At 68.3% G+C, this 22,486-nt stretch carries 25 protein-coding genes; 12 read left to right on the top strand and 13 right to left on the bottom strand.

Annotation, left to right across the window (positions count from 1 at the left end; all coding sequences use genetic code 11):
- Nucleotides 1-297: 297 nt before the first annotated feature.
- Nucleotides 298-1,869 carry an alpha/beta fold hydrolase gene (locus ACFWNN_RS15100; protein WP_382440481.1) on the bottom strand — a complete coding sequence of 524 codons (1,572 nt, stop codon included), beginning with the start codon at nucleotides 1,867-1,869 and terminating at the stop codon, nucleotides 298-300.
- Nucleotides 1,870-1,955: 86 nt separating this feature from the next.
- Nucleotides 1,956-2,369, bottom strand: a complete 414-nt coding sequence (locus tag ACFWNN_RS15095) for a DUF3237 domain-containing protein (protein ID WP_382440702.1) — start codon at nucleotides 2,367-2,369, stop codon at nucleotides 1,956-1,958.
- A gap of 108 nt (nucleotides 2,370-2,477) precedes the next feature.
- Here ACFWNN_RS15095 and ACFWNN_RS15090 point away from each other — a divergent pair, with 108 nt between their 5' ends.
- Nucleotides 2,478-3,464 carry a PHP domain-containing protein gene (locus tag ACFWNN_RS15090; protein ID WP_382440480.1) on the top strand — a complete coding sequence of 329 codons (987 nt, stop codon included), beginning with the start codon at nucleotides 2,478-2,480 and terminating at the stop codon, nucleotides 3,462-3,464.
- On the opposite strand, the gene ACFWNN_RS15085 is transcribed toward ACFWNN_RS15090, so the two are convergent.
- Nucleotides 3,427-4,005: a hypothetical protein gene (locus tag ACFWNN_RS15085; RefSeq protein WP_382440479.1), complete on the bottom strand. Its 579-nt coding sequence runs from the start codon at nucleotides 4,003-4,005 to the stop codon at nucleotides 3,427-3,429. The two genes, ACFWNN_RS15090 and ACFWNN_RS15085, sit on opposite strands and share 38 nt — an antisense overlap.
- Nucleotides 4,006-4,159: 154 nt before the next feature.
- Between ACFWNN_RS15085 and ACFWNN_RS15080 the strand changes: the two genes are divergently transcribed.
- The 5 genes from ACFWNN_RS15080 to ACFWNN_RS15060 all read left to right on the top strand — a co-directional run bounded on the left by ACFWNN_RS15080 (nucleotide 4,160) and on the right by ACFWNN_RS15060 (nucleotide 8,980).
- Nucleotides 4,160-5,521, top strand: coding sequence for a DNRLRE domain-containing protein (locus tag ACFWNN_RS15080; RefSeq protein WP_382440478.1), 1,362 nt, complete (start codon nucleotides 4,160-4,162; stop codon nucleotides 5,519-5,521).
- Between the two features lie 20 nt (nucleotides 5,522-5,541).
- Nucleotides 5,542-6,747, top strand: a complete 1,206-nt coding sequence (locus tag ACFWNN_RS15075) for an MFS transporter (protein WP_382440701.1) — start codon at nucleotides 5,542-5,544, stop codon at nucleotides 6,745-6,747.
- Nucleotides 6,744-7,700, top strand: a complete 957-nt coding sequence (locus tag ACFWNN_RS15070; RefSeq protein WP_382440477.1) for a TolB family protein — start codon at nucleotides 6,744-6,746, stop codon at nucleotides 7,698-7,700. The genes ACFWNN_RS15075 and ACFWNN_RS15070 overlap by 4 nt, the downstream gene beginning before the upstream one ends.
- 96 nt (nucleotides 7,701-7,796) lie before the next feature.
- On the top strand, nucleotides 7,797-8,102 hold the full coding sequence (locus ACFWNN_RS15065) for a putative quinol monooxygenase (protein ID WP_382440476.1): 306 nt from the start codon (nucleotides 7,797-7,799) through the stop codon (nucleotides 8,100-8,102).
- The gene (locus ACFWNN_RS15060; protein WP_382440475.1) at nucleotides 8,102-8,980 is read left to right on the top strand and encodes an alpha/beta hydrolase; all 879 of its coding nucleotides are present in this window, start codon (nucleotides 8,102-8,104) and stop codon (nucleotides 8,978-8,980) included. The genes ACFWNN_RS15065 and ACFWNN_RS15060 overlap by 1 nt, the downstream gene beginning before the upstream one ends.
- On the opposite strand, the gene ACFWNN_RS15055 is transcribed toward ACFWNN_RS15060, so the two are convergent.
- The 7 genes from ACFWNN_RS15055 to ACFWNN_RS15025 form a co-directional block, all read right to left on the bottom strand.
- Nucleotides 8,977-9,285 carry a hypothetical protein gene (locus ACFWNN_RS15055; protein WP_382440474.1) on the bottom strand — a complete coding sequence of 103 codons (309 nt, stop codon included), beginning with the start codon at nucleotides 9,283-9,285 and terminating at the stop codon, nucleotides 8,977-8,979. The genes ACFWNN_RS15060 and ACFWNN_RS15055 overlap by 4 nt on opposite strands.
- Nucleotides 9,286-9,364: 79 nt before the next feature.
- Nucleotides 9,365-10,621: an ABC transporter substrate-binding protein gene (locus tag ACFWNN_RS15050; RefSeq protein ID WP_382440473.1), complete on the bottom strand. Its 1,257-nt coding sequence runs from the start codon at nucleotides 10,619-10,621 to the stop codon at nucleotides 9,365-9,367.
- Between the two features lie 41 nt (nucleotides 10,622-10,662).
- Nucleotides 10,663-11,763, bottom strand: coding sequence for a branched-chain amino acid ABC transporter permease (locus ACFWNN_RS15045; RefSeq protein ID WP_382440472.1), 1,101 nt, complete (start codon nucleotides 11,761-11,763; stop codon nucleotides 10,663-10,665).
- A complete protein-coding gene (locus ACFWNN_RS15040) occupies nucleotides 11,760-12,647 on the bottom strand; it encodes a branched-chain amino acid ABC transporter permease (protein WP_382440471.1) in 888 nt (295 codons plus the stop codon). The genes ACFWNN_RS15045 and ACFWNN_RS15040 overlap by 4 nt, the downstream gene beginning before the upstream one ends.
- Nucleotides 12,640-14,460 carry an AMP-dependent synthetase/ligase gene (locus ACFWNN_RS15035; RefSeq protein ID WP_382440470.1) on the bottom strand — a complete coding sequence of 607 codons (1,821 nt, stop codon included), beginning with the start codon at nucleotides 14,458-14,460 and terminating at the stop codon, nucleotides 12,640-12,642. The genes ACFWNN_RS15040 and ACFWNN_RS15035 overlap by 8 nt, the downstream gene beginning before the upstream one ends.
- Nucleotides 14,457-15,245, bottom strand: coding sequence for an ABC transporter ATP-binding protein (locus ACFWNN_RS15030; RefSeq protein ID WP_382440469.1), 789 nt, complete (start codon nucleotides 15,243-15,245; stop codon nucleotides 14,457-14,459). Before ACFWNN_RS15030 ends, ACFWNN_RS15035 begins: the two co-directional genes overlap by 4 nt.
- Complete coding sequence (locus ACFWNN_RS15025; protein ID WP_382440468.1) at nucleotides 15,233-16,006, bottom strand: ABC transporter ATP-binding protein; 774 nt, start codon at nucleotides 16,004-16,006, stop codon at nucleotides 15,233-15,235. The genes ACFWNN_RS15030 and ACFWNN_RS15025 overlap by 13 nt, the downstream gene beginning before the upstream one ends.
- A 218-nt stretch (nucleotides 16,007-16,224) precedes the next feature.
- Here ACFWNN_RS15025 and ACFWNN_RS15020 point away from each other — a divergent pair, with 218 nt between their 5' ends.
- From ACFWNN_RS15020 to ACFWNN_RS15010, 3 genes are read left to right on the top strand one after another with little or no spacing between them, the layout of a single operon-like run.
- Nucleotides 16,225-16,689 carry an SRPBCC family protein gene (locus ACFWNN_RS15020; protein ID WP_382440467.1) on the top strand — a complete coding sequence of 155 codons (465 nt, stop codon included), beginning with the start codon at nucleotides 16,225-16,227 and terminating at the stop codon, nucleotides 16,687-16,689.
- 12 nt (nucleotides 16,690-16,701) lie between these two features.
- Nucleotides 16,702-17,421 (top strand): SigB/SigF/SigG family RNA polymerase sigma factor, encoded by a 720-nt coding sequence (locus tag ACFWNN_RS15015; RefSeq protein WP_382440466.1) that lies wholly within the window; start codon nucleotides 16,702-16,704, stop codon nucleotides 17,419-17,421.
- Nucleotides 17,422-17,463: 42 nt separating this feature from the next.
- Entirely contained in the window at nucleotides 17,464-17,889 is a 426-nt protein-coding gene (locus ACFWNN_RS15010; protein WP_382440465.1) for a DUF4383 domain-containing protein, read from the top strand.
- Nucleotides 17,890-17,895: 6 nt separating this feature from the next.
- Here the strand turns inward: ACFWNN_RS15010 and ACFWNN_RS15005 are convergent, their stop codons facing one another.
- A complete protein-coding gene (locus ACFWNN_RS15005) occupies nucleotides 17,896-18,657 on the bottom strand; it encodes a DNA topoisomerase IB (protein WP_382440464.1) in 762 nt (253 codons plus the stop codon).
- Between the two features lie 49 nt (nucleotides 18,658-18,706).
- Here ACFWNN_RS15005 and ACFWNN_RS15000 point away from each other — a divergent pair, with 49 nt between their 5' ends.
- Genes ACFWNN_RS15000 through ACFWNN_RS14990 form a run of 3 tightly spaced genes read left to right on the top strand, consistent with a single transcriptional unit; the run spans nucleotide 18,707 to nucleotide 20,926 of the window.
- A complete protein-coding gene (locus tag ACFWNN_RS15000; protein WP_382440463.1) occupies nucleotides 18,707-19,774 on the top strand; it encodes a glutamate--cysteine ligase in 1,068 nt (355 codons plus the stop codon).
- Nucleotides 19,774-20,541, top strand: coding sequence for an iron-containing redox enzyme family protein (locus ACFWNN_RS14995; RefSeq protein WP_382440462.1), 768 nt, complete (start codon nucleotides 19,774-19,776; stop codon nucleotides 20,539-20,541). Before ACFWNN_RS15000 ends, ACFWNN_RS14995 begins: the two co-directional genes overlap by 1 nt.
- Before the next feature lie 22 nt (nucleotides 20,542-20,563).
- Nucleotides 20,564-20,926 carry an STAS domain-containing protein gene (locus ACFWNN_RS14990; RefSeq protein ID WP_382440461.1) on the top strand — a complete coding sequence of 121 codons (363 nt, stop codon included), beginning with the start codon at nucleotides 20,564-20,566 and terminating at the stop codon, nucleotides 20,924-20,926.
- On the opposite strand, the gene ACFWNN_RS14985 is transcribed toward ACFWNN_RS14990, so the two are convergent.
- Nucleotides 20,877-22,058 (bottom strand): pentapeptide repeat-containing protein, encoded by a 1,182-nt coding sequence (locus tag ACFWNN_RS14985; protein WP_382440460.1) that lies wholly within the window; start codon nucleotides 22,056-22,058, stop codon nucleotides 20,877-20,879. The genes ACFWNN_RS14990 and ACFWNN_RS14985 overlap by 50 nt on opposite strands.
- A gap of 31 nt (nucleotides 22,059-22,089) precedes the next feature.
- Nucleotides 22,090-22,485 carry a hypothetical protein gene (locus tag ACFWNN_RS14980; protein ID WP_382440459.1) on the bottom strand — a complete coding sequence of 132 codons (396 nt, stop codon included), beginning with the start codon at nucleotides 22,483-22,485 and terminating at the stop codon, nucleotides 22,090-22,092.
- Nucleotide 22,486 lies beyond the last annotated feature (1 nt).

Below are 22,486 nucleotides of genomic sequence, written 5' to 3'. Positions count from 1 at the left end.
ACCCACGAAACCCGGCGTTGCGAAGCGAAGCGAGCCCGAACGGGCTGATGCCACCCCGAGAGCCGGTTCCACCGCTCAAGGCGATTGGGGCTTGACCTTGAGGGGGCGGGATGCCAACCTGTCCGGTCCGGCCGGGGCGCTTTCAACCCCGGCTTGTGAAGGCCGCGAACGCATCCCGCCAGAGGCTCAAGGTCAAGCCCCAATCGCACACCCCAGGTCTTTCGTCACGACCCGCGCAACCAACCCTCGCAACCGCAGCCAAACCAGCCCAACGCAACCAGCCCCTCCACAACAGGCTCAGAACGGCTTGGTCTCCACCGCGATCTCTCCCAGAATCGCGCTCAACGGCCGCCCAACAGACTGCACCCCAACGGAAGCCGCGCCCACCGGCACGTCCTCGGCGATGTCCGTGCCGGCACAGGTGACCCGGGACGCCGGCAGAATCCCCGACACCAGGTACTTGTTGACCAGCGCGTCCACACATCCGTTGCGCCGCAACGCGTAGTGGCCGTGCTGCCCGTCGTTGGCCACGCTGATCAACGGCTGCGCGAGGTGCTCGGCCATGACCCGCCCGTTGGCGAGCGGCGTCTGCGTGTCGCCGTCGGAGTTGACCACCAGCCCGGCCGGGTACTTCCGCGTGATGGCGGGGATCTTCTCCGGCCGCTGGAACGCGCGGAACGTGCAGTTGGTCGGCGCCATGTAGTCGACGGTGCCGCCGTAGGGATTGGTGTCCCGCCACCGCTTCATGTCGTTGTAGTACGTGTTGACGTCGGTGAACCAGTCCCACTCGCACACGACGGCCTGGAACGTCCCCGGAGAGGTGGGCTCGATGTCGCCCTTCTTCAACGCGGCCACGATCGCCGTGGCCTCACCGGAGTCGGCGACGCCGGCCTTGACCGAGGCGATGTGCCGGGAGAACGCGGCCCATGACCGGCGGTACCGGGTGGCCCCGACCGCGTAGTCGAACGACGAGACGTCCGCGTATCCGCCGTACGGCCCGGTCTTCAGCTTCGCCGCGATCGCGTCCAGCTCACCGCGGACCGCGGCGGCAGTGGTGCCGAGGCCGTAGGTCGAGTTGCGGGCGGCCGTCCACTCGGTCCACTTGCGCAGGTTGTCCGTGATCGCGTCCACCACGTCGACGTCCTGCTCATGCCAGGTCTTCAACGGGTCCAGCGCGGAGTCCAGCACGCTGCGGTCCAGGTTCTTCGGGAACATGGAGCCGTAGACAGCGCCGAGCTGGGTTCCGTACGAGTACCCGACGTAGGAGATCTTCTTCTCCCCCATGGCCCCGCGGATCACGTCCATGTCCCGAGCGGTGTTCATGGTGGAGATGAACCGGCGCATCTCCCCACCGCCGCGCTGGCAGTTCTCCTCGATGGCGCGGGCGTACTCCGACCAGTTGGCCAGCTGCGCATCCGTTGGCCGGGAAGGGAACTCGTCGTCAGAAGGCGTGGAGATGCACCGGATCTGCGTGGAGCGACCGACCCCGCGAGGGTCCATCCCGATGACATCGTAGATCTTCAGCACGTCCGTCTGCGCGTTGAACCAGTGCACGGCCCCGAGCCCGGATCCGCCAGGCCCACCGGGGTTGGTCATCAACACGCCTCTGCGCCGGGAAGGATCGGTGGCCTTCTTCCGGGAGAGGGCGATCTCCAGGTTCCCGTTGCCGGGGTTCTTGTAGTCCAGCGGCACCACGACCGAGGCGCACTCGACGCCCGTGGAAGGCGACACCCATCCGGCCGGGCACTCGGCCCAGGCGACGGTCTGCGCGTAGTACTCGTCCAGCGGCCCAGGCGCGGCCTGGGCGGTCCCCACCAACGACACGAACAACGGGGCGACCAAAGCCGCCGCACCCCAACGCTTCCGCACCGCGCACCCTCCGATTCGATCAGGTCAGCGACAGAACGCTTCCGCAGTCGCGGACCTGGTCGACACCGACGAAGGTCGGGTGAAATTCACCGCACCTCGCACACCTCGTAGGTCAGCACGAGCCCGTCCAGCACGCCCTTCGACACCGCCTGCACCCGGTTCAACCAGCGGTAGCGGTCGTCGCCCGTCTCGAACAGCGGCGCCGCGTACAACGGCGCCCCGAAGCCATTCGAGACGTCAACCCGTCCCGAGTAGTGCAGATAAACCAAAGCGTCGTCATGAGTGCGCAGCAGAGAACGCACGTCGAGGGTCGCGATCCCGTCCGGACCGATCGTCAGCCAGTCCGCGGACGACGACCCGCACATCACCCCGGAGAGCCGTTCCCCGGCGAACGTCCCGGACTCCACCTCGTACACGAACCGATCACCGGCCGGCGTCTTCGGCAGCCGGTAGGGCTTGCGCAGCTGAGCGGTCAGGACACCAAGAGGCACGAGTTCCATCACGGCCCGAAGCTATGCGAGCCGACGCGCGCGACCAACGCCGAACGCTTATCTGTCGCGGAACCCCGTACACAGCGCAAGGCACGGCCCGATGGGGTAGGAAGAGGTATGGATCCGGTCAAGGCGTTGAAGCAGGTGGCCTTCCACCTGGAACGGGCGGGCGAGCCGACCTACCGCGTCCAGGCGTTCCGCAACGCGGCCGCCGTCCTCGCCGACCTGGATCCCGCCGACGTCGAGAAACGCGCGAAGCTCGGCACGCTCACCGACCTCAAGGGCGTCGGCAAGTCGACCGCGGGCGTCGTCGTGGACGCGCTGGCCAACCGCGAACCGGCCTACCTCGCGAAGCTCCGGCACGTCGACATCACCGGCGGCGACGAGATGCGCGCGCGGCTCAAGGGCGACTGCCACGTGCACTCCGACTGGTCCGACGGCGGCAGCCCGATCAGGGACATGGCGGAGGCGGCCCGCGACCTCGGCCACGAGTTCATGGTCCTGACCGACCACTCCCCGCGCCTGACCGTCGCGAATGGACTCACCCGCGCACGGCTCGAGAAGCAGCTCGAAGTCATCGCCCAGCTCAACGAGGAGCTGGCGCCGTTCCGGATCCTCACCGGCATCGAGGTCGACATCCTCGACGACGGCAGCCTGGACCAGGACGAGGACCTGTTGGCACGCCTGGACGTCGTGGTCGCGAGCGTCCACTCGAAACTCAAGATGCCCAGGGCCGACATGACCCGGCGCATGATCAACGCGGTCAGGAACCCGCACGTCGACATCCTCGGCCACTGCACGGGCCGCCTGGTCGTGGGCAAGGGCAGGCCGGAGTCGCAGTTCGACGCGGCACGGGTCTTCGAGGCCTGCGCCGAGCACGGCACCGCGGTGGAGATCAACTCACGCCCGGAACGCCTCGATCCCCCGAGAAGGCTCCTCAACCTCGCCGTGGACGCCGGCTGCACGTTCTCCATCGACAGCGACGCGCACGCTCCTGGCCAGCTCGACTGGCTGAACTACGGCTGCGCGCGAGCGGAGGAGTGCGGCGTCACCCCTGACCTGGTGATCAACACCCAGACCGCAGATCGGCTGCTGTCCGGGTGAGGTGCTCGTACCACGACACCAGGGGCCCGGTGTCGGCCAAGGCACGGGTCAGCGCCACCCGGCACAGATCGCGGACGGGCTCGGGATCCCACTCCTCCAGCAGGTCGTCGAGCGACCCCAGCCGTCCCAGCGCGAACCCCTCCAGCCCGGCGCAGATCGGCACGACGGTCCCGTCCCCCAGCACCACCAGCGGATCAGCCCGCACGAACGCCGAGGGATCGGCCCGCAGCAACGCCGCGGACGTGACGTCGAACTGCACCTCGACGGCGTCGTCCTCGGCCACGCGCCCCAGTTCCACCGCCGCGTAGACGAGATCGACCCGGTCCACCCCGTGCGGCCGCACCCGCACCTTCCGGGCGCCCTCCCCCACGGCCTCCGAAGCCAGTCCACGCAGCATGGCAACGTTGTCGGGCACCAGGTCGATCAGCACCGTCACCCGGTGCCCCGCGGCGGCGTGCGACCCGACCTCGTCCAGCGCGACCACGAGCTCGGCCCCCGGCACGGCCGTGAGCCAGCGAGGGTCGCAGACCTCGACTCCCATGTGTTGACGGAGTCCCGAGCACACCGGGAAATACCCGCAATAACGTCATTCGACCGGCGTTCACCCAACTGCCGCCGAACGAACATGAGGCACCGAACGATTTAGCTCTACCCTTTCCGACGGCCCATGTCCGCCCACCACCACAAGGACAGGCATGTCACGTCGCAGGGCTCCTCTGGCCGTGCTCTCCACCGTCATCGTCACGGCGGCCACTCTCACCGCCTCCACCGCAGCTCACGCTGCCACGACCACGTTCACGCCCACCGCCGACACCTACGTCGACAACGGGTCCACCGGAACGAACTACGGCACCGCGAGCCAGCTCGGCACCGACAACTCGCCGATCAAGCGGACGTTCCTCAAGTTCACGGTCTCCGGCATCACCGGCGGCGTCAGCAACGCCAAGCTGCGCATCCACACCGACGACGTCTCCGGCGCGGAAAGCCCGAACGGCGGCACGTTCCGGGCGATGTCGAACGTCAGCTGGACCGAGACCGCGGTCACCTGGGCCAACCAGCCCGCGGTCGACGGCGCCACGCTCGGGTCGCTCGGCTCGGTCGTGCGCAACGCCTGGTACGAGGTCGACGTGTCGAGCTACGTGACCGGCAACGGCACGTACAGCATCGGCATCACGTCGAGCAGCACGGACGGCGCCGACTACGACTCGCGCGAGAGCGGGTCGTCGACGGCTCCGCAGCTCGTGGTCACCGACGGCACGACGCCGCCTCCCGGCGACCCGGTGTGGGTCGGCGCGGGCGACATCGCCGACTCGGGTTCCGGCGACACCGCCACGGCCGCGTTGCTGGACAACATCCAGGGCACCGTCTGGACGACCGGCGACAACGTCTACACCAACGGCACCGCCTCGGAGTTCGCCAACTACTACGAACCGACGTGGGGCCGGCACAAGGCGCGCACCAAGCCGTCGCCCGGCAACCACGACTACAACACGAGCGGCGCGACGGGGTACTACAACTACTTCGGCGCGCAGGCCGGTCCGTCGGGCCGGGGTTACTACTCCTACGACCTCGGCAACTGGCACATCGTGTCGCTGAACTCCAACATCAGCATGTCGGCGGGCAGCGCGCAGGAGCAGTGGCTGCGACAGGACCTGGCGGCGAGCACGAAGCCGTGCACCGCGGCGTACTGGCACCACCCGCTGTTCACCAGCGGCGCCAACCACGCGCCCTCGACGGCCACCAGGCCGTTGTTCCAGGCGCTGTACGACTACAACGCGGACGTGGTCGTCACCGGCCACAACCACCAGTACGAGCGGTTCGCCCCGCAGAACCCGAGCGGTGCGCTGGACAACGCGCGCGGCATCCGGACGTTCGTCGCGGGCATGGGCGGCGCGGGCGCGTACGGCTTCGGCACGATCAAGCCGAACAGCGAGGCCCGCAACACCGGCACCCAGGGCGTGCTGAAGCTGACGCTGCACAGCACCAGCTTCGACTGGCAGTTCGTCCCGGTCGCGGGCAAGACCTACACCGACAGCGGCACCACCAACTGCCACTGACGGACCGCTGGAGGCCGATGATGTACCTGTCCACGATCGACAAACCCAAGACGGCGAACTGGAAAGGGCTGAGCGGCAACGTCTTCGCGCTCGGCACGGTCAGTCTCATCACCGACGTGTCGTCGGAGATGGTGGCCGCGATCCTGCCGCTGTACCTCGTCATCGGCCTCCAGCTCAGCCCGGCCGCGTACGGGCTGATCGACGGCGTCTACACCGGCGCCACCACCCTGCTCAGACTCGCGGGCGGCTACCTCGCCGACCGCACGCACCGCCGCAAGGCCGTGGCGGGCTTCGGGTACGGGCTCTCCGCCGTGGCCAAGCTCGGCCTGCTGGCGGCGGGCAACTCGCTGACCGCGCTCGGCGTCGTGATCACCGCCGACCGCGCGGGCAAGGGACTGCGCACCGCGCCGCGCGACGCGTTGATCACGCTCTCGACGCCCAGCCAAGACCTCGGGCGTGCGTTCGGCGTGCACCGGGCGATGGACGGCATCGGCGCGTTCGCCGGGCCTCTCGTCGCGATGGCCGTGCTCGCCGCGTCGGCCCAGTCGTTCGACGCCGTGTTCGTGGTGAGCTTCTGCATCGCCGCGTTCGGCGTGCTGGTGCTGGTCCTGTACGTCAAAGACCGGCCGGAACCGGTGGAGCGCAAGGAACCTCTGAAGCTCGCGCTGCTCAAGGACCCGGCCGTCCGCAAGATCGTGCTGGCCGCGTCGCTGCTCGGGCTCGTCACGATCGGCGACGGGTTCGTGTACCTGTTGCTGCAGAAGCGCGAGGGGCTGGCGTTCGGCTGGTTCCCGTTGCTCGCGGTCGGCACGAGCCTCGTCTACCTGCTGCTCGCCGCACCGCTGGGCGCCCTGGCCGACCGGGTCGGCAGGCTGAAGGTGATGCTGGCCGGGTACGGCGCACTCACGCTGGTCTACCTGCTGCTGCACGGGCCGATCGGCGGCTGGCCGCTGCTGGTGCTGGTCGTGCTGCTGTACGGCGTGTTCTACGCGTGCACGGACGGCGTGCTGATGGCGCTCGCGGGCCCGGTGCTGCCGGAACGCCTGCGCACCACCGGGATCGCGCTGATCCAGAGCGGGCAGGCGCTCGCCTACCTCGGCTCGTCCGTGCTGTTCGGTCTCGCGTGGCAGTTCACCAGCCCGGAGACCGCCACCAGGATCGCCGCCGTCGCGGTCGTCCTCGCCCTGATCGCCACCGCCGCACTGCTGGGACGTCGCCGCTCATGAACCAACGCCTGCTGATCACGCTGACCGCCGCCGTGCTGCTCGGCGGCGTCGCCGTCGGGTACACCGCGCTCTCCGGTGCCGCGCCCGACAACGCCGCCCAGTCCGTGACGTCCGGTGGCGGACCTCGGTTGATGGTGCTGAGCAACGGCAAGCTGTCCACGGTCTCGCGCACCGATCCAGCCGGGTCGCGCGAGGTGACCGCGCAGAACTGCGACCGCGTCTACGAGGCCGCCGGCACGATCTCCTGCCTGCGGCCGGTCGGCGCGCTGAAGGCCGGTGAGCTCGCGGTGCTCGACCGCGACCTCAAGGAGCTGAAGACCGTGCCGCTGACCGGTTTCCCGAACCGCACGCGGGTGTCGGCGAGCGGCCGGATGGTGGCGTGGACGTTGTTCGTCGACGGGCATTCCTACGCCGCCAACGGGTTCTCCACGAGCACAGGCATCCTCGACACGAAGACCGGCGCGCTCGTCACGTCGCTGGAGGAGTTCACCGTCGAGGGCATGCCGCAACGCCCGGTCGACACGAACTACTGGGGCGTCACGTTCACCGCCGACGACAACCGCTTCTACGCCACCATGTCCACCGGCGGCCACCGCTACCTGCTCGAAGGCGACTTCGCGGCACGCACGGTGAAGCCGCTGAACGACTTCGACAACGTCGAGTGCCCGTCACTGTCCCCGGACGGCACCCGGATCGCCTACAAGAAGGCGGTCGAGGGCGACCCGCAGCAGGGCTGGCGCGTCTCGGTGCTCGACCTGGCCACCCGCGGGATCACCGAACTGGCCGAGACGCGCAGCGTCGACGACCAGCCCGCGTGGGTCGACGACAGGACCGTGGCGTACTCGATCCAGCGCGAGGACGGCCTGAACGACGTGTGGTCGGTGCCGGCCGACGGCAGCGGCACCCCGGCGGTCCTGGTACCCGAGGCCAGCTCACCCGCGCCGATCAGCTGAGAGGATCAGGCAAGAGGGCGGCAGCATCGATCTCCCACCTTCGCAGTTCAGGCGGTTGTATTGAGTCATCGCCAGAACGACGAGAGGTAGGAACAGATGAGCGTCCAGCACGGCTTCCACGCCACCCTGACCGCCCGGTCCGGCAAGGGCGACGAGGTGATCGAGTTCCTGCTCGACGCGCCGTCGCTGACCAACGACGACTGCGTGGTCTTCCTGGTCGGCCGCTCGACCACGAACCCGGACGTCGTCTACGTGACCGAGGGCTGGACGACGGCCGAGGCGCACAGCACGTTCTTCGCGAGCGAGGAAGCGCAGGCGCTGGTCGCGAAGCTGGGGACGTTGCTCGACGGCGAGTCCAGCTACCTGGACGAGCTGCCCGTCGGCGGCAAGGCGGCGTTCTGATGACCCTCGACCCCGAACTCCGCACGCTGCTCGCCGACATGCCGTTGTCGACCGAGCTGAGCTTCGAAATGCTCCAGCAGATCCGCCAGATGCCGTCCCCGCCGTTCACGACCGACGCCGAACGGGAGGACGTCACCCTCGGCGAGATCGGGCTGACCGTGTTCCGCCCCAGGGGAATCACGCCGACCGCGTGCGTCTACTGGATCCACGGCGGCGGCATGGTGATGGGCGACCGGTTCTCGCAGATCGACATCCCCTTGCAGTGGCTCGCGGAGCTCGGCGTCGCCGTGGTCACCGTCGAGCACCGGCTCGCCCCGGAGGCGACCGGCAGCACGCTCGTCGACGACTGCTACCGCGGTCTGGTGTGGACGGCCGAGCACTTCGGCGCCGGGAAGCTCGTCGTGGCGGGCATCAGCGCGGGTGGCGGACTCGCCGCCGGGGTCACGTTGATGGCCCGCGACCTCGGTGGTCCGGAGATCGCCGCGCAGGTGCTGATCTGCCCGATGCTGGACCACCGCAACGATTCCACGTCGAGCAGGCAGCACTCCGGCACACCGGGCGTGTGGACGCGGGAGATGAACGAGTTCGGCTGGCGCGCCGTGCTCGGTGACCGCACGACCGTTTCCCGTTACGTGTCACCGGCTCTGGCCGACGACCTGGCGGGGCTGCCCGCCACCTACGTCGACACCGGTACCGCGGAGGTGTTCCGGGACGAGGACGTCGCCTACGCCTCACGCATCTGGGCTGCGGGCGGGGACGCGGAACTGCACACCTGGGCAGGCGGGTTCCACGGGTTCGACGCGATCTTCCCGGAGGCCGCGCTGTCCGTGCGGGCGCGGCGCACCCGCACGGACTGGCTCGCGGCAAAACTCATTTAGGCCGGCAACGGCCTCATGCGGTCCGGCATGTGAGCTCGAAGCGCGGTGGACAACGTGGCCACCTCTTCGGCGTCCAGCAGAACGGACCCGGTCTGGCACTTCAGCACCGCTTCACCGGTGCGCTGGTCGGGCACGAACGTCAGTGCCACGTCCGGCACCGAGCAGGACTCGACCTGTCGAATGGCTTCCAGCAACTCCGACACCCGCTCGTACCCCAGCCGCGCGTTCCAGCTCAGCGCGGCCGGGGGACGGACGAATAACCGGAGCCCTCCGGCGGATCGGCGGACCTCGACGCACGACAACACCGTTCACAACCTCCTCAGGGCTCAACCCCGAGACTAGTCAGAGATCGCGACAGTCAGGGTCGAGCATCACCCGTTCGGTTCATTGGTAGCACGGCTTCTCGAACTTGAAATCCTTGGCCGTTGAACCGGTAAAGAAGTCCTCTACCAGGGAAACTCCGGTCGGGGACGCGTCATCGGGCCGGTAGATGAGTGACTGACGGAACAGTGCGTCCTGGGGCGAAGCGGAGAAATTGCCTGCACCCGAAGGGAGCATCCCCTCGTAGTCCACAGAGGTGAGTTGTTTCACAGCGTTCAGCACACCGGCCCGCGTCAGGTCCTTGTTGGACGCCGCCTTCTCGAGCGCCGCCTTGAGCGGGTAGGCCCACACCCAACCGGCCGTGTAGCCGTCGTTCGGCGTCACGCCCGGCAGCGCCGCCCGCATCGCGGTGTGGCCGACGGACTCGGTGCTCCACGACTTCCACGGCGCCGACTGCATGTACAGCGCCTTGATCGCGGGCGCGGCCGGCGACTTCAGCAGACCGGGGTTCCACGTCGGCGAGGTGCCGATGAACCGGCCCTTGAAGCCACGCGCGGCGGCCTGGCCGATGATCACGGCCGCGTCCGTCGGGCCGGTCGTCAGCACGACCAGGTCCGGGTTCTTCGACACCACCGCGTCGATCGCGCCGCCCTGGTTGTCCTGGCCCGCCTGGGTGGTGACGTTCTCGAACGTCAGCCCGCGCTTCTCCGCCGCGATCTTCGCGCCGGCCGCCGCGTCGTCGCCGTAGTCACCGGCGTTGTGCACGGCCATCACGGACTTCACGCCCATCTTCTCGACGGCGTAGTCGACGGTGTTCATCGACTCGACGCAGTAGTTCGCGCCGGACTCCAGCACGCCGTCCTCGAGGCCCCACAACGAGGTCCACGACGCCGGCACCGCGACCATCTTGGTGTTCTTCATGTCCGGCAGGATCGCGGCGGTCGTCGGCGAGCCCAGGGTCTGGGTCAGCGCCAGCACGTTGCCCTTGATCTCCTGGTAGACCTGGTTGTGGATCTGCGGGTTGTACTTGTTGTCCTTGACGTACTTGGTGACGTCGATCTCGTAGCCGCCGATGCCGCCCTTGTCGTTGACGCGCTTCCAGAACGCCTTCTGCGAGTCCGTGATCGGCACGGCCAGCGTCTTGAACGGGCCCTCGGTGAGGTCCGAGATGGTGCCCAGGTAGATGCAGCCCTTGGCCTTGTCGACGGCGTTCGGGCACGCCTCCGACGTCACGCCGACGTCGACCTTGATGCCACCCGCGCCCTCCTGCGGCGCCGCGCCGTCCCCTCCTCGGCACGATGCCAGGGCTAACGCCCCCACGAAAATTACCGCGACTCTCTTACCATGCATGGGGAATCTCCTCAGTACGAGAACGGCCAGGTGCGCCAGTAGTTGCGGACGCGGACCCAGATGCCGAACAACCCGCGTGGCTCGACGATGAGGAACACGATGATGAGCACGCCGTAGAGCACGGCCTCCACCTGGAAGACCGTGATCACGCCGGTCGCGTCACCACTGATGAACGGCAGCACCGTGGGCAGTTCCCTGGTGATGCGTGGCAGCAGAGTGATGAAGAGCGCGCCCATGATCGCTCCGGAGATGGTGCCCGCGCCGCCGATGAGCACCATCGCGATGTACTGCACTGACAACAACAGGTTGAACGAGCCGGGATCGAAGAACCCGTTCACCACGAACAACAACGCGCCCGCGACACCCGCGTAGAACGAGGACACCGCGAACGCGAGCACCTTGTACTTCGTCAGGTCCACGCCGATCACCGACGCGGCCAGGTCCCGGTCGCGCACCGCCGCGAACGCCCGCCCGACCCTCGACCTGACCAGGTTGCGGGCCAGCACGCCGAAGATCACCAGCAGCACGAACATCAGCAGGTAGAGCATCTGCGCCGCCGTGAACACCGAGTTGCTCTGGTCCAGCCGCACCCCGAACAGCTCGGGGACCGCCGCCGGCCGCCCGATGCCGGGACCGCCGGTGAGCGAGGTCCACTCCTTGAAGACGTGCTCGCCCAGGAAGACGAGGCCCAGAGTCACGATCGCGAGGTAGAGACCGCGCAACCGCACCGCCACCGGCGCCACCAGCACACCGAAGAACGCGGCCACCAGACCTGCGGCCAGCAGCCAGATCGGCAACGAGGTGATGCCGAACCCGATCACCCGTCCCGTCTCGGGACCGGACAACGCCGCGGCCGTGTAGGCGCCGATCGCGAGGAAGAACGCGTGGCCCAGCGAGACCTGGCCCGCGTAGCCCGTGACGATGTTCAGGCCGATCGCGCCGATCGCCGCCACGAACCCCGTCGCCAGCAACTGGAGCAGATCGTCGGTGATCATGAACGGCATGATGAGCGCGAACACGACGAGCCCGCCCGTCCACGCGCGCTTGGGACGCGTGTTCAGGAACGCCATGTCCTGCCCGTACGAGGTGTACAGCTCTGGACGACCCTTCACAGCCGTTCGACCTCCTTCTTGCCGAACAGTCCGTACGGTCTGACGAGCAACACGAGCAGCATCAACGCGTACGGCGCGACCAGCCCGAAGTTCGGTCCAAGCCACGGCGCGAAGTCGTTCTGGTAGGTGCCGAAGAGCGACTCGACGACCCCGACCGTGAGCCCGCCGACGACAGCCCCGCCCAACGACTCCAGGCCGCCGATGATGATGGCGGGCAACGCTTTCAGCGCCACGATCCAGAGCTGCTGGTCGACGCCCGCGCCCGTCGCGACGAACACCCCGGCCAGTGCGGCGAGCCCGCCCGCCAGCGCCCACGACAACGCGAACACCGACCCGACCGAAACACCCTGTGCCAAAGCCACTTCCTGGTCGTACGCGACGGCCCGCATGGCCAGGCCGATGCGCGAGTACCGGAAGAACAGGAACAGCGCGGCCGTCACGACCGCGGTCGTCGCGATCATGACCAGGTACCGCTGCTGCACCTCGGCGCCGAGGAAGCTCACCGTGTTCAGGCCCCACGGGTCGCCGACCTGCCGCACGTCGAGGCCGATGAACGCGTTGGTGACGACCCTGACCACGACGTCCACGCCGATGGTGATGATCGCGACCACGAACACCGGCTTGCCGACCATCGGCCGCAGCACCGTGCGTTCGACGCCCAAAGCCAGCACCGCGATCACCACGGCGGCCACGACCACCGCGCCCAGGAACGTCACCGCGGGCGAGAGGTACGAGACCAGCACTGCACCGGCCAGCATGAACGCCGGCTGCGCGAAGCTGATCACCTGCGTCGACTTGTAGATGATCACGAAGCCGAGCGCGAGCAGCGAGTAGATCGACCCGGTGCCGAGACCCCGGATCAACGACTGGAGAAACTCATCCATACATGCTCTCCACGAGGTCGTCGAACATCTTGCCCAGCGCGGATCTCTTCACCTTCTGCGTCGCGGTCAGCTCGCCGTCCTCGTGGTCGAGCTCCTTGGGGAACATCCGGAACTTCTTGATCTGCTCGACCTGGGCGAACTTGCCGTTCGTCTCGGTCACGATCTTCTGCACCAGTTCCAGGACCTCGGCCTTCTCCGACAGGTCGCGGTAGGTGGTGTAGGTGATCTTGCGTTGCTGCGCCCAGTGGCCGACGGTCTCGTACTCGATGCCGATCAGCGCCACGAGGTACGCGCGCTGGTCGCCGATGACGACCGCCTCCTTGATGTACGGGGAGGTCTTGAGGGCGTTCTCCAGCTCGGACGGCGCGATGTTCTTGCCGCCCGCGGTGATGATGATGTCCTTCATCCGGTCGGTGATCTTCACGTGCGTGCCGTCGACCCACTCGCCGACGTCGCCGGTGTGCAGCCAGCCGTCGCTCATGACCCGTTGCGTCGCCTCGGGGTCCTGCCAGTAGCCGGCGAACGTGCCGCCGTGCCTGGTGAGCACCTCGCCGGTCTCGTCGTCGATCCGCAGTTCGGTGCCCGGCTGAGGTTCGCCGACGGTGCCGAGCTTGACCCGGCCGGGGCGGTTTCCGGTGGCCACGGCGGTGTTCTCGGTCATGCCGTAGACCTCGTGCATCGGCACCCCGATGCCCATGAAGAACTTCAGCACGTCCGGGGCGATCGGCGCGGCACCCGAGGCGGCGTAGCGGACGTGCCGCATGCCGATGCGGGCTTTGAGGGCGCGGAAGCAGAACAGCCAGCCCAGCGCGTAGACCATCCGGCTCTGCGCGGTGTGCTTGCCGCCGGTCTGCACCAGCGTCTCGCCGATGCTTTCGGCCCTGCTGAGCCAGAACCGCGTGGTCGTGCGCTTGGTCCAGGACGCGCTGGAGACGCCGATCTTGACGCCCGCCAGCACCTTCTCCCAGATCCGGGGGACGCCGAACAGGATCGTCGGCTGCACCTCGCGCAGGTTCGCCTGCACCGTCTCGATCGACTCGGCGAAGTGGACGCGCACGCCGCTCGCCGCGCTGAACCACGTCGTGAAGATGCGCTCGGCGACGTGGCACAACGGCAGGTACGACAGCGTGACGTCGGCGGAGGACGGCGGTGGCGAAGTGAAACCGCCGCCCTCCACCAGCACGTGGACGGCGAACTCCACGTTGGCCACGGTGAGCATCGCGCCCTTGGGAGGCCCGGTGGTTCCGGACGTGTAAATCAACGTCATGACGTCTTCCGGTGCGGTCGCCGCCATCCGCTCGGCGAGTTCGGTGCCGAACTCGTCGCGGTGGGCGGCACCGAGTGCCAGGAAGTCGTCCCAGGCCATCAGCTTCGGGTTGTCGTAGCGGCCCTTGATGCCCCGAGGTTCGAGGTAGACGATCCATTCCAGGTCGGGTGTGTCCTCCAGCACCAGCAACGCCTTGTCGACCTGTTCCTGGTCCTCGGCGATCAGGATGCGCGTGCCGGAGTGCGACAGGAGGTAGGCGACCTCGGAGGCGGGGTTCGTCGGGTAGAGGCCGACGGTGATGCCTCGCGCGGCGACGATGCCCAGGTCGGCGTAGAGCCACTCGCGGCGGTTCTCGGCGTGGATCGCGACGCGTTCGCCCGGTTGGAGTCCCAGCGCCAGCAGGGCGTGCCCGACGAGTTCGACGTTCGCCCAGTAGCAGGACCAGGTGACCTCCTGCCAGATGCCGAAGTCCTTGGCACGTAAGGCGACCTGGTCAGGTGTGCTCTCGGCGCGGTCTCGCACGCGCGTGACGACTGTTGTTGTCATGGCGTCACGCTCTTGTGCTGCTCGCCGAGGTAGGCGCGGATGACGTCCGGATCCTGTTGCACCTCAGCGGGTGTGCCGGTGCGGATCGGGCGGCCGAAGTCCATGACCATCACGCGGTCGGCGAGGTCCATGACCAGGCCCATGTCGTGCTCCACCATGATCATCGGGATGTTCAGCTCCTCCCGGACGTCGAGGATGAACCGCGCCATGTCCTCGGTCTCCTCGACGTTCATGCCGGCGACCGGCTCGTCGAGCAGCAGCAGCTTGGGTTCCATGGCGAGCGCGCGGCCCAGTTCGACGCGCTTCTGCACGCCGTAGGGCAGCAGGCCCACCGGGAACCGGCGCCACTGCTCCAGTTCCAGGAAGTCGATGACGTCCTCGACCGCGGCCCGGTTCTTGAGCTCCTCGTTTCTGGCTTTGCCGAGCCAGACGAACGCCGACAGCGCGCCGTACCGCATGTGGTTGTGGCGCCCCAGCATCAGGTTGTCGACGACCGTGAGGTGCGAGAACAGCTCGATGTTCTGGAACGTGCGGGCCATGCCGCGGGCGGCGATCTTGTGCGGGCGCATGCCGACCAGGTCGTCGCCGTGGAACCGCACGGTGCCGCGTTGCGGCCGGTAGACGCCGCTCAGGACGTTGAAGATGGACGTCTTGCCGGCGCCGTTCGGGCCGATGATGGCGAAGAGCTCGCCTTCCCCGACGCTGAACGACACGGTGTCGACGGCCACCACGCCGTCGAACGCGAGCCGGATCTCGGTGACTTCCAGAACGCTCAAGACAACCACCGCTTCCTGCGCTTGTAGTGCTTGACCGCACGGAACGAGGAGGTGCCGAGACCGAGGTAGAACTCGCGGATGTCGTCGTCGGCGAGGAGTGCGTCCGCCGGCTTGTCCATGACGACCTTGCCGGTCTCGAGGACGTAGCCGTGGTCGGCGATGGAGAGCGCCATGCTGGCGTTCTGCTCGACCAGCAGGACCGTGGTGCCCTGTTCGTTGATCTTCACGACGAGGTCGCGGATCTGCTGCACGAGCAGCGGCGCGAGGCCGAGGCTGGGTTCGTCCAGCAGCAGGTAGGACGGTTCCGACATCAGCGCCCGGCCGATCGAGAGCATCTGCTGCTCGCCGCCGGACAGGTAGCCCGCGCTCTGTCTTCGCCTTTCTTGAAGGCGGGGAAACAGCTCGTAGCAGCGTTCGAGGTTGTGGCCGATCCGCTTCGGCCTGGCGTGCCCGCCGACCTTGAGGTTCTCCTCGACCGTGAGCTCCGAGAGGATCCGGCGGCCCTCCAGTGCCTGCTTGATGCCGCGGTCCGCGATCTTCGCCGGTGAGAGGCGGTGGATCGGTTCACCGTCGAGGGTGATCGAGCCCTTGGTGACCTTGCCGTCGTGCACGTCGAGGAGCCCGCTGAAGGCGCGCATCAACGTCGTTTTGCCTGCTCCGTTGGCACCCAGGAGTGCCACGACCTTGCCTCGGGGCACCTTCAGGCTCACGCCCCTGAGCACCAGCATCACGTCGTCGTAGACAACCTCGAGGTTGTTCGCTTCGAGCACCAGCGCCTCCTCGTTGGGGCGTGTGACATACCGCGCAGTATGCCGCTCGTGAGACTTGGATCACAGAGCGGTTTGACCACTGTGGGCGATTTCGTGATGTGCAGATCGCGATTGACGCACCACGCAGCGTGACTGTCCTCAATGGACATATGTCGGATGTGTAACGGCGCGTGACGCGGGTACTCACCTTCCGACACCAAGATGAAGGAGGAGGTTTCGTGACCACCATTGAGAAGTCGGTGGACGTCCTCGTGCCGGTGAGCACCGCTTACAACCAGTGGACGCAGTTCGAATCCTTCCCGGCGTTCATGGACGGCGTCGAGAAGATCGACCAGCTCACGCCGACGAGGACGCACTGGACCACGAAGATCGGCGGCGTCATCCGCGAGTTCGACGCCGAGATCACCGAGCAGCACCCGGACGAGCGGGTCGCCTGGACCACGGTCGACGGCGCGCCGCAGGGTGGCGTGGTCACGTTCCACCGGCTCGACAACGAGACCACGCGGGTGCACGTCCAGATGGAGTACCACCCGGAGACCTTCACCGAGAAGGCGGGCGCGGCGCTCGGCGTCGTCGGCCACCGGGTCGAGGGCGACCTCAAGCGGTTCAAGGAGTTCATCGAGAACCGCGGTGTGGAGACCGGCGCGTGGCGCGGCGACGTGACGCCGCCGCCCCAGGTCTGATCGCGGTGCAAGTTGACGCCGGACCAGCACGCGGCGTTCGAGGAACTCGCCCGCACCGCCCGTGACTCGCCGCGTTACTACGTGATGCGGGACCGGCTGGTGCGCGAGTACCTCCCCCTCGCCCGGCACATAGCCCGCCGCTTCAGCGAACGCGGCGAGCCCATGGAAGACCTCGCTCAGGTGGCGGCGGTCGGCCTCATCAACGCCATCGACCGGTTCGACGTCGGCCGGCAGACGGACTTCCTGTCCTACGCCGTGCCGACGATCACCGGCGAGGTGCGGCGCCACTTCCGCGACCAGTGCTGGGCCGTGCGCGTGCCCCGCAGGTTGAAGGAGCTGTGCGACTCGATCGACGGAGCCACCGCCGAACTGTCGCACCGCACCGGGCGATCTCCCACTCCCTCCGAGATCGCCCGGCACCTGCGGATCCCGCTCACCGACGTCTACGAGGGCCTGCGCATCGAGAAGAACATCGCCTTCGCGCCGTTGGAAGACCTGGCGACCTCCACCGTCGACGACCCGGCGCTGGAAGGCGTGGAGATCCACGAGGCCCTGCAGCCGATGCTGCGGGGCCTCCCCCGCCGCGAGCGCACGATCGTCGTCCTGCGCTTCTTCGACCACCTCACCCAGACCGAGATAGCCCGCCGCGTGGGCATCTCCCAGATGCACGTGTCCCGCCTGCTCACCAAGTCGCTGGAGCAACTCCGGCACGACTTGCTGGCGGAGGAGTGAAATGAGCGAGCGGGAATGTCCGGTTCTGGCGATACTGCTCTCATGAACCGGTTGCGGTGGCCCCAGAAGCTGGCGATCAGCACCGGCGCGCTGCTCGTCGTCTGGGGCGTGGCGGGCTTCGTCGTCACCGGCTTCGCGCCGTTCGCGAGCGAGGCCGACACCTGGATCCTCGGCCTGCGCGTGAACCCGCTGCAGAACCTGATCCACGTGGTGTTCGGCGCGGCGCTGCTGGCGTCTTATGCCCGCTTGAAGGCTTTGAGCAGCACCGGGCTGCTGCTCGCGATGCTGTTCCTCGTGATGTTCGGGCTGGGGCTCGCGCGGTATGACGAACAGGTCGTGAACTTCCTGAACGTCAACCCCGGGTCGAACGCGCTGCACTTCCTCGCCGGGTTCGCGTGCCTGGCGGCGGCGCAGGGGGCCGCGTGGTGCCGTCAGTGCGACAAGGCCCCGGTGGTCAAGCCGGCCTGAGGAGTCTCAGCACGGCGCGTTCCGGCTCGCGACAGCCGGGGTGTTGCCGAGGTTCTCGGCGACCTCCTTCATGACCTTGCTGACCGCTCGTCGGGACGGCTTGGGCTGCCGCGCGAACGCCTGGGCGGCGAAGACCGTGGCGTGCCAGGTGCGGAGGTCCTTGGCGCTGTACTCGTCGCCGACGAGGTCGCGGAAGCGGTCGTTGACGTCGTCGGCGGTGAGGTCGAAGACGCGGTCGTTCGCGGCCCTGCCCTTGAGCAGTGGCTTGAGGGCCTTGGCGAGGCGGGCGTCGGTGACCGCGAGGTGCTCGCGCAGCAGGGTCGTGACGCCGTGCGTGCCGTTCTCCTCCACGTACTGCTCGTGGCCCACGCGGAAGACGCCCAGGTCGAGCATCCTCAGCGCGGTGGCGAGGGCTCTCTTGCGGCCGCGCGACTTCATGTCGTGCTCCACCTGGTCGCGGAACGCTTTGAGCTTCGGGGCGAGCTTGAGGACGCGGTCGAACTTCTCGGCGTCGCGGTCGGTGCGCCACTGGTCGTGGTAGAGGTACTGGCGCCTGCCCGCGTCGTCGTAGCCGAGGGCCTGGATGTGGCCGTCGGGGTGCGCGCAGATCCACACCTGCTGCCACGCGGGTGGGATGACCAGTGCTTTCACCCTCTTCGTGGCGTCGGCGGGCAGTGCTTTGCCGTGCTCGTCCAGGTAGCGGAAGCCGGTGCCGTGCCGCCGTCTGGTCCAGCCCGGTCCGGCCGGATCGCTGCGTTTCAGTCTCAAGTGGTCACTCCGAGATTGATCTCCGTGGAACACGGGTACCCGCTCGCCGATGAGTCACTACACGGTCGGTGTGGAGCAGGAGTTCCTGCTCGTGGACCCCGAGTCGCGGCGGCCGGTAGCGCTGGCGCCGCGCGTGCGGGAGATCTCGCGCGCGCCCGGCGACCTCGACGTGCAGGGTGAGCTCACGCCGTTCCAGATCGAGATCGCCACCGGGGTCACGTCGTCGTTCGAGGAGATGTCCGAGCAGGTGCGGCTGGGGCGCCGGGTGCTCGTGGACGCCGCTCTCGAGGCCGGGTGCCGACTCGTGGCCACGGGCATGCCGCCGATCGGCGAGGCCGGTCCGCCTCCCGGATCGGATGACCCCCGCTATCACCGGATCGAGTACTCCCACCGAAGACTCGTGACCGGAACGGGTGCGTGCGGACTCCACGTCCACGTCGGGGTTTCGTCCGTGAACGAAGCGTTGTCCGCGTCGAACAAGCTCCGGGTATGGCTGCCGACGTTGCTGGCGTTGAGCGCGAACTCTCCCTACTACCAGGGGGAGGACACCGGTTATGCGAGCTGGCGGTCGATGGTGTGGTCGCGCTGGCCGGTGAGCGGGCCGCCGCCGTTCTGGCGCGGGCCCGCCGACTACGACCGGACCGTGCAGGCGCTGATCAGCTCGGAAGCGTTGATGGACAGGGCGATGGTGTACTGGGACGTCCGCCCATCGGCTGATCATCCGACGGTTGAGGTGCGCGTCGCGGACATTCCGCAGCTGGCAACGGAAGTCGCGGTTCTCGCGGAGCTGATCCGGGCCCTCGTCGTGACGGAACCCTCCGAAGGGCGGGTGGACGATTCCGTGCTGCGGGCGGCATATTGGCGGGCGTCGCGCGACGGGGTCGACGGACTGGCCGCCGATCCACACACCGGAAAACTCTCCCCCGCGTTCGACCGGGCAGTGTCGCTCGTAGAGCACGTCGAGGTCGCGCTGCGCGATCGTGGCACTCTGTCTACTGTGGAGCAGCAGTTGGACTGGTTGCGCCACAACGGCTGCGGTGCCGCTCGGCAACGACGCTGCCCGGACCCCGAGTCCCTTGTGGACATGCTGATCGCCCGAACGCGTGAGGAAACCTGATGCGCCTCCCCGCTCCCCGCGGCCACATGAGCTCAGCCCTGGTCGCGGCGCTGCGCCTGCCTCCCCCGCCCCGGCCGGCGCTGCTCGTCAGCGGCGGCACCAGGGACGCCTGGCAGGACGACGACCTGCAGCTGTCGCTGTGGATCTGCTACGAGCTGCGCACCAGCGGGTTCGACGACGCCGCCGCAGGCTGGGACGAACACCCGGCCCTGACCCAGTTCCACGCGGCGCTGGAAGCCCGCTGGGAGGAGGCGCTGAGGTCGCTGACCGAGGCCACCTCCCCCGCCGCTTTGAGCGCCGAGGGGCTGGCCGAACTGCGCAAGCACCACGCGTTCTGGCAACCGCGCCGCGAGATGCGCTCGGTGCTGCGCGACCTCCACGGCGACGCGTACGGCACCCGCTCCGAACGCACCCACTCGGTGCTGTTCTCCGTGACGCTTCGCGACCTCGTCCCGGCCGCCGGCGTAGACGAAATGCCCGCCCCGACCCTCGCCCTGGTGAACGCGCTGGCGCTGTTCGGCCAGCACCGCCGCCTGGTCGGCGCACTCGTAGGCTTCCTGACCGCCGTCGACACCATCGGCGGCGACCCGTTCGCCCAACTGCTGCCCGTCCAGTGCCCGCCGGAGGACGTCCGCCTCGGCTTCACCGCGTGCCACGAACTGCACGCCCGCCTCACCCAGCACGTGCAGTCGTCGCTGCTCGCGGGCCGCACGTCACTGAGGGGGCGTTGGATGGCCCCGCAGCCCCGCGTTAACGTGGGGTGCTGACATTCTCTTGAAGGGAGACAGCGTGCCCGACCCCTCCGCCCTGGCCACCGTGGTCGCAGACCGGATCGCGCCCGACGTCGTCGTGCTGCACGCGTCCGGCGAGTTCGACACCACGTCCAGCGGTGAGCTCACCGGGCCGCTCGAAGAGCACGTGACGGAGGGCCTGCGGGCGGTCGTCGTGGACCTCGGCGGGGTGCGGTTCCTCGGCTCGGCCGGGTTGGAAGCGCTGGTGCTGGGGCAGCAGCGGGCCGCCAAGGCCGGGGTCGAGTTCGTGGTGGTCGCTTCTACGCGGGCGGCGTTGCGGCCGATCGAGGCGACGGGGCTGGACCTGGTGTTCACGATCCTGGGGTCGGTGGACGAGGCGGCTGCTCGCTACTCGTCCTGACCAGCGGAAACCACTCGCCGTCGCCCTCGGGGTCGGCGCCGAGGTGCCAGCCGGGTGGCAACGACGTTCTCTCGTGCCGACGGACCCGCGCGCCATCGAGAAGGACCTCGCCACCGAAGTCCTCGTCCCTGAAGATCACGGCGTCTCCGAACGACGCATTGCGGAAGTCGGCTACGTCGGCGAACGAAGTCTCGAAGAAGAGCACTGGAAGGCCGCTGAACCACGTGTCGTGGAGTTGAGCGTCGGCACGAAACCTCGTCGCGGTGAAGGAAGCGCCTGACTCGAACGACGACTCGTAAAAGTTGACCGTGCTTTCAAACGTTGTTCCAGCGAATCTGGCGTGACCCGAGAACTTGACGGACGACAAGTAGGTGTAGCCGACGAACGAAGCCCTGTCGAACACGGCTCTGCCGAACCTGCAGTCGATCATGATGACGTCGAACAGAACGGCGCCGGTCAGGTCGATGTCGTGCTCGCCCCAGTACTCCGGGTCTTCGACCTCGTCACGCGGACGCGCATGGGCGATCAGGATGCGTTGCGCGGTGAGCCGCACGTCCTTCTCCTGACGTGCCTCGACCAGCGCCGCACCTCCGCTCGGCCCCTCCGGCCGCCGAATGCCCGCCCGCAGCCGCGAGTTCCGCAGCAACGGCCGCGCCACCCGGCTCGCCGAGCCCGACTCCGGCGGAGGCGTGTACGGCTGCCGCAGGTAGGCGCAAAGCACGTTGACGATCGTGCGTCGCTGGTCCGGCTGTTGCTGCCCAAGGCGTTCCAACGCGTACAGCCCGCCCAGCCGCACCGGCGCCTTCTCGTCACCGAGCTGCTGCACGGCCTTGGTATACAGCTCGGTGATCCGCCGCGCCTCCGCGTCGGCGTTGGTGTCGGCCTGCGCCTCCTCCTGAGTGCGCTGCCGCCGCGCCGCCAGGTAGAGCGTGAACAACCCGCCGCCGCCCAGCGCGATCCCCGACGCCACCTTCACCACGTCGAGCTGCGCCAGCGTGCGCTTCTCCTGGTCGTTCCAAGCCTGGTGGTCCACCCACGTCCACAGGCCGCACCCCACCCCGGCCGTCAGCAGCAGGATCGCCGCCGAGACCAGCGGCATCGTCCAGGGCGACATCGGCTTCTTGGCCTTCACGCCCTGCAAGTCGCACCACGGCCCGGAAGCGCTACACGGCCTCGAAGTAGGCGCCCGACGGTCCGTCCGGCCCGAGCTGCGCCGTCCGCGCGATCACCGCGGCGTCCGGCCCGGCGCCGTTGATGCGCAGCCGCGGGAACGTGCTCGCGTACCGCACGGCCACGAGGGTGGCGACGGCCCTGGCCAGCGCGTCGTGCCCGGTGATCACCACGACCGGCGTGGCCGACCGTTCCAACGCCGGCAGGTGCGACTGCAGGACGCGCACCACGTCGATGAGCGCGCTCTCGAACTCCCGAGGGGCGCCGGCGTCGATGATCAGCACGTCCAGGTCCGGCCCGGTGGAGATGGTGTGCCCGGCCGCGGTGAGCAGGGCGGAGGTCTCGCGTGCGAGGGCCTCGTCCGCGCCGGTGATCAGCACAGCAGCCACG

The organism is Lentzea sp. NPDC058450, assembly GCF_042721395.1.
In the GTDB taxonomy this organism is placed as follows: domain Bacteria; phylum Actinomycetota; class Actinomycetes; order Mycobacteriales; family Pseudonocardiaceae; genus Lentzea.
This window is presented reverse-complemented; position numbering and strand designations above follow the sequence as displayed.

Coding starts and splice junctions, on each gene's coding strand:
- ACFWNN_RS15095 (WP_382440702.1), bottom strand. CDS start 2,369: ATGGAACTCGTGCCTCTTGGTGTCCTGACCGCTCAGCTGCGCAAGCCC.
- ACFWNN_RS15090 (WP_382440480.1), top strand. CDS start 2,478: ATGGATCCGGTCAAGGCGTTGAAGCAGGTGGCCTTCCACCTGGAACGG.
- ACFWNN_RS15085 (WP_382440479.1), bottom strand. CDS start 4,005: ATGGGAGTCGAGGTCTGCGACCCTCGCTGGCTCACGGCCGTGCCGGGG.
- ACFWNN_RS15080 (WP_382440478.1), top strand. CDS start 4,160: ATGTCACGTCGCAGGGCTCCTCTGGCCGTGCTCTCCACCGTCATCGTC.
- ACFWNN_RS15075 (WP_382440701.1), top strand. CDS start 5,542: ATGTACCTGTCCACGATCGACAAACCCAAGACGGCGAACTGGAAAGGG.
- ACFWNN_RS15070 (WP_382440477.1), top strand. CDS start 6,744: ATGAACCAACGCCTGCTGATCACGCTGACCGCCGCCGTGCTGCTCGGC.
- ACFWNN_RS15065 (WP_382440476.1), top strand. CDS start 7,797: ATGAGCGTCCAGCACGGCTTCCACGCCACCCTGACCGCCCGGTCCGGC.
- ACFWNN_RS15060 (WP_382440475.1), top strand. CDS start 8,102: ATGACCCTCGACCCCGAACTCCGCACGCTGCTCGCCGACATGCCGTTG.
- ACFWNN_RS15040 (WP_382440471.1), bottom strand. CDS start 12,647: ATGGATGAGTTTCTCCAGTCGTTGATCCGGGGTCTCGGCACCGGGTCG.
- ACFWNN_RS15035 (WP_382440470.1), bottom strand. CDS start 14,460: ATGACAACAACAGTCGTCACGCGCGTGCGAGACCGCGCCGAGAGCACA.
- ACFWNN_RS15010 (WP_382440465.1), top strand. CDS start 17,464: ATGAACCGGTTGCGGTGGCCCCAGAAGCTGGCGATCAGCACCGGCGCG.
- ACFWNN_RS15000 (WP_382440463.1), top strand. CDS start 18,707: ATGAGTCACTACACGGTCGGTGTGGAGCAGGAGTTCCTGCTCGTGGAC.
- ACFWNN_RS14995 (WP_382440462.1), top strand. CDS start 19,774: ATGCGCCTCCCCGCTCCCCGCGGCCACATGAGCTCAGCCCTGGTCGCG.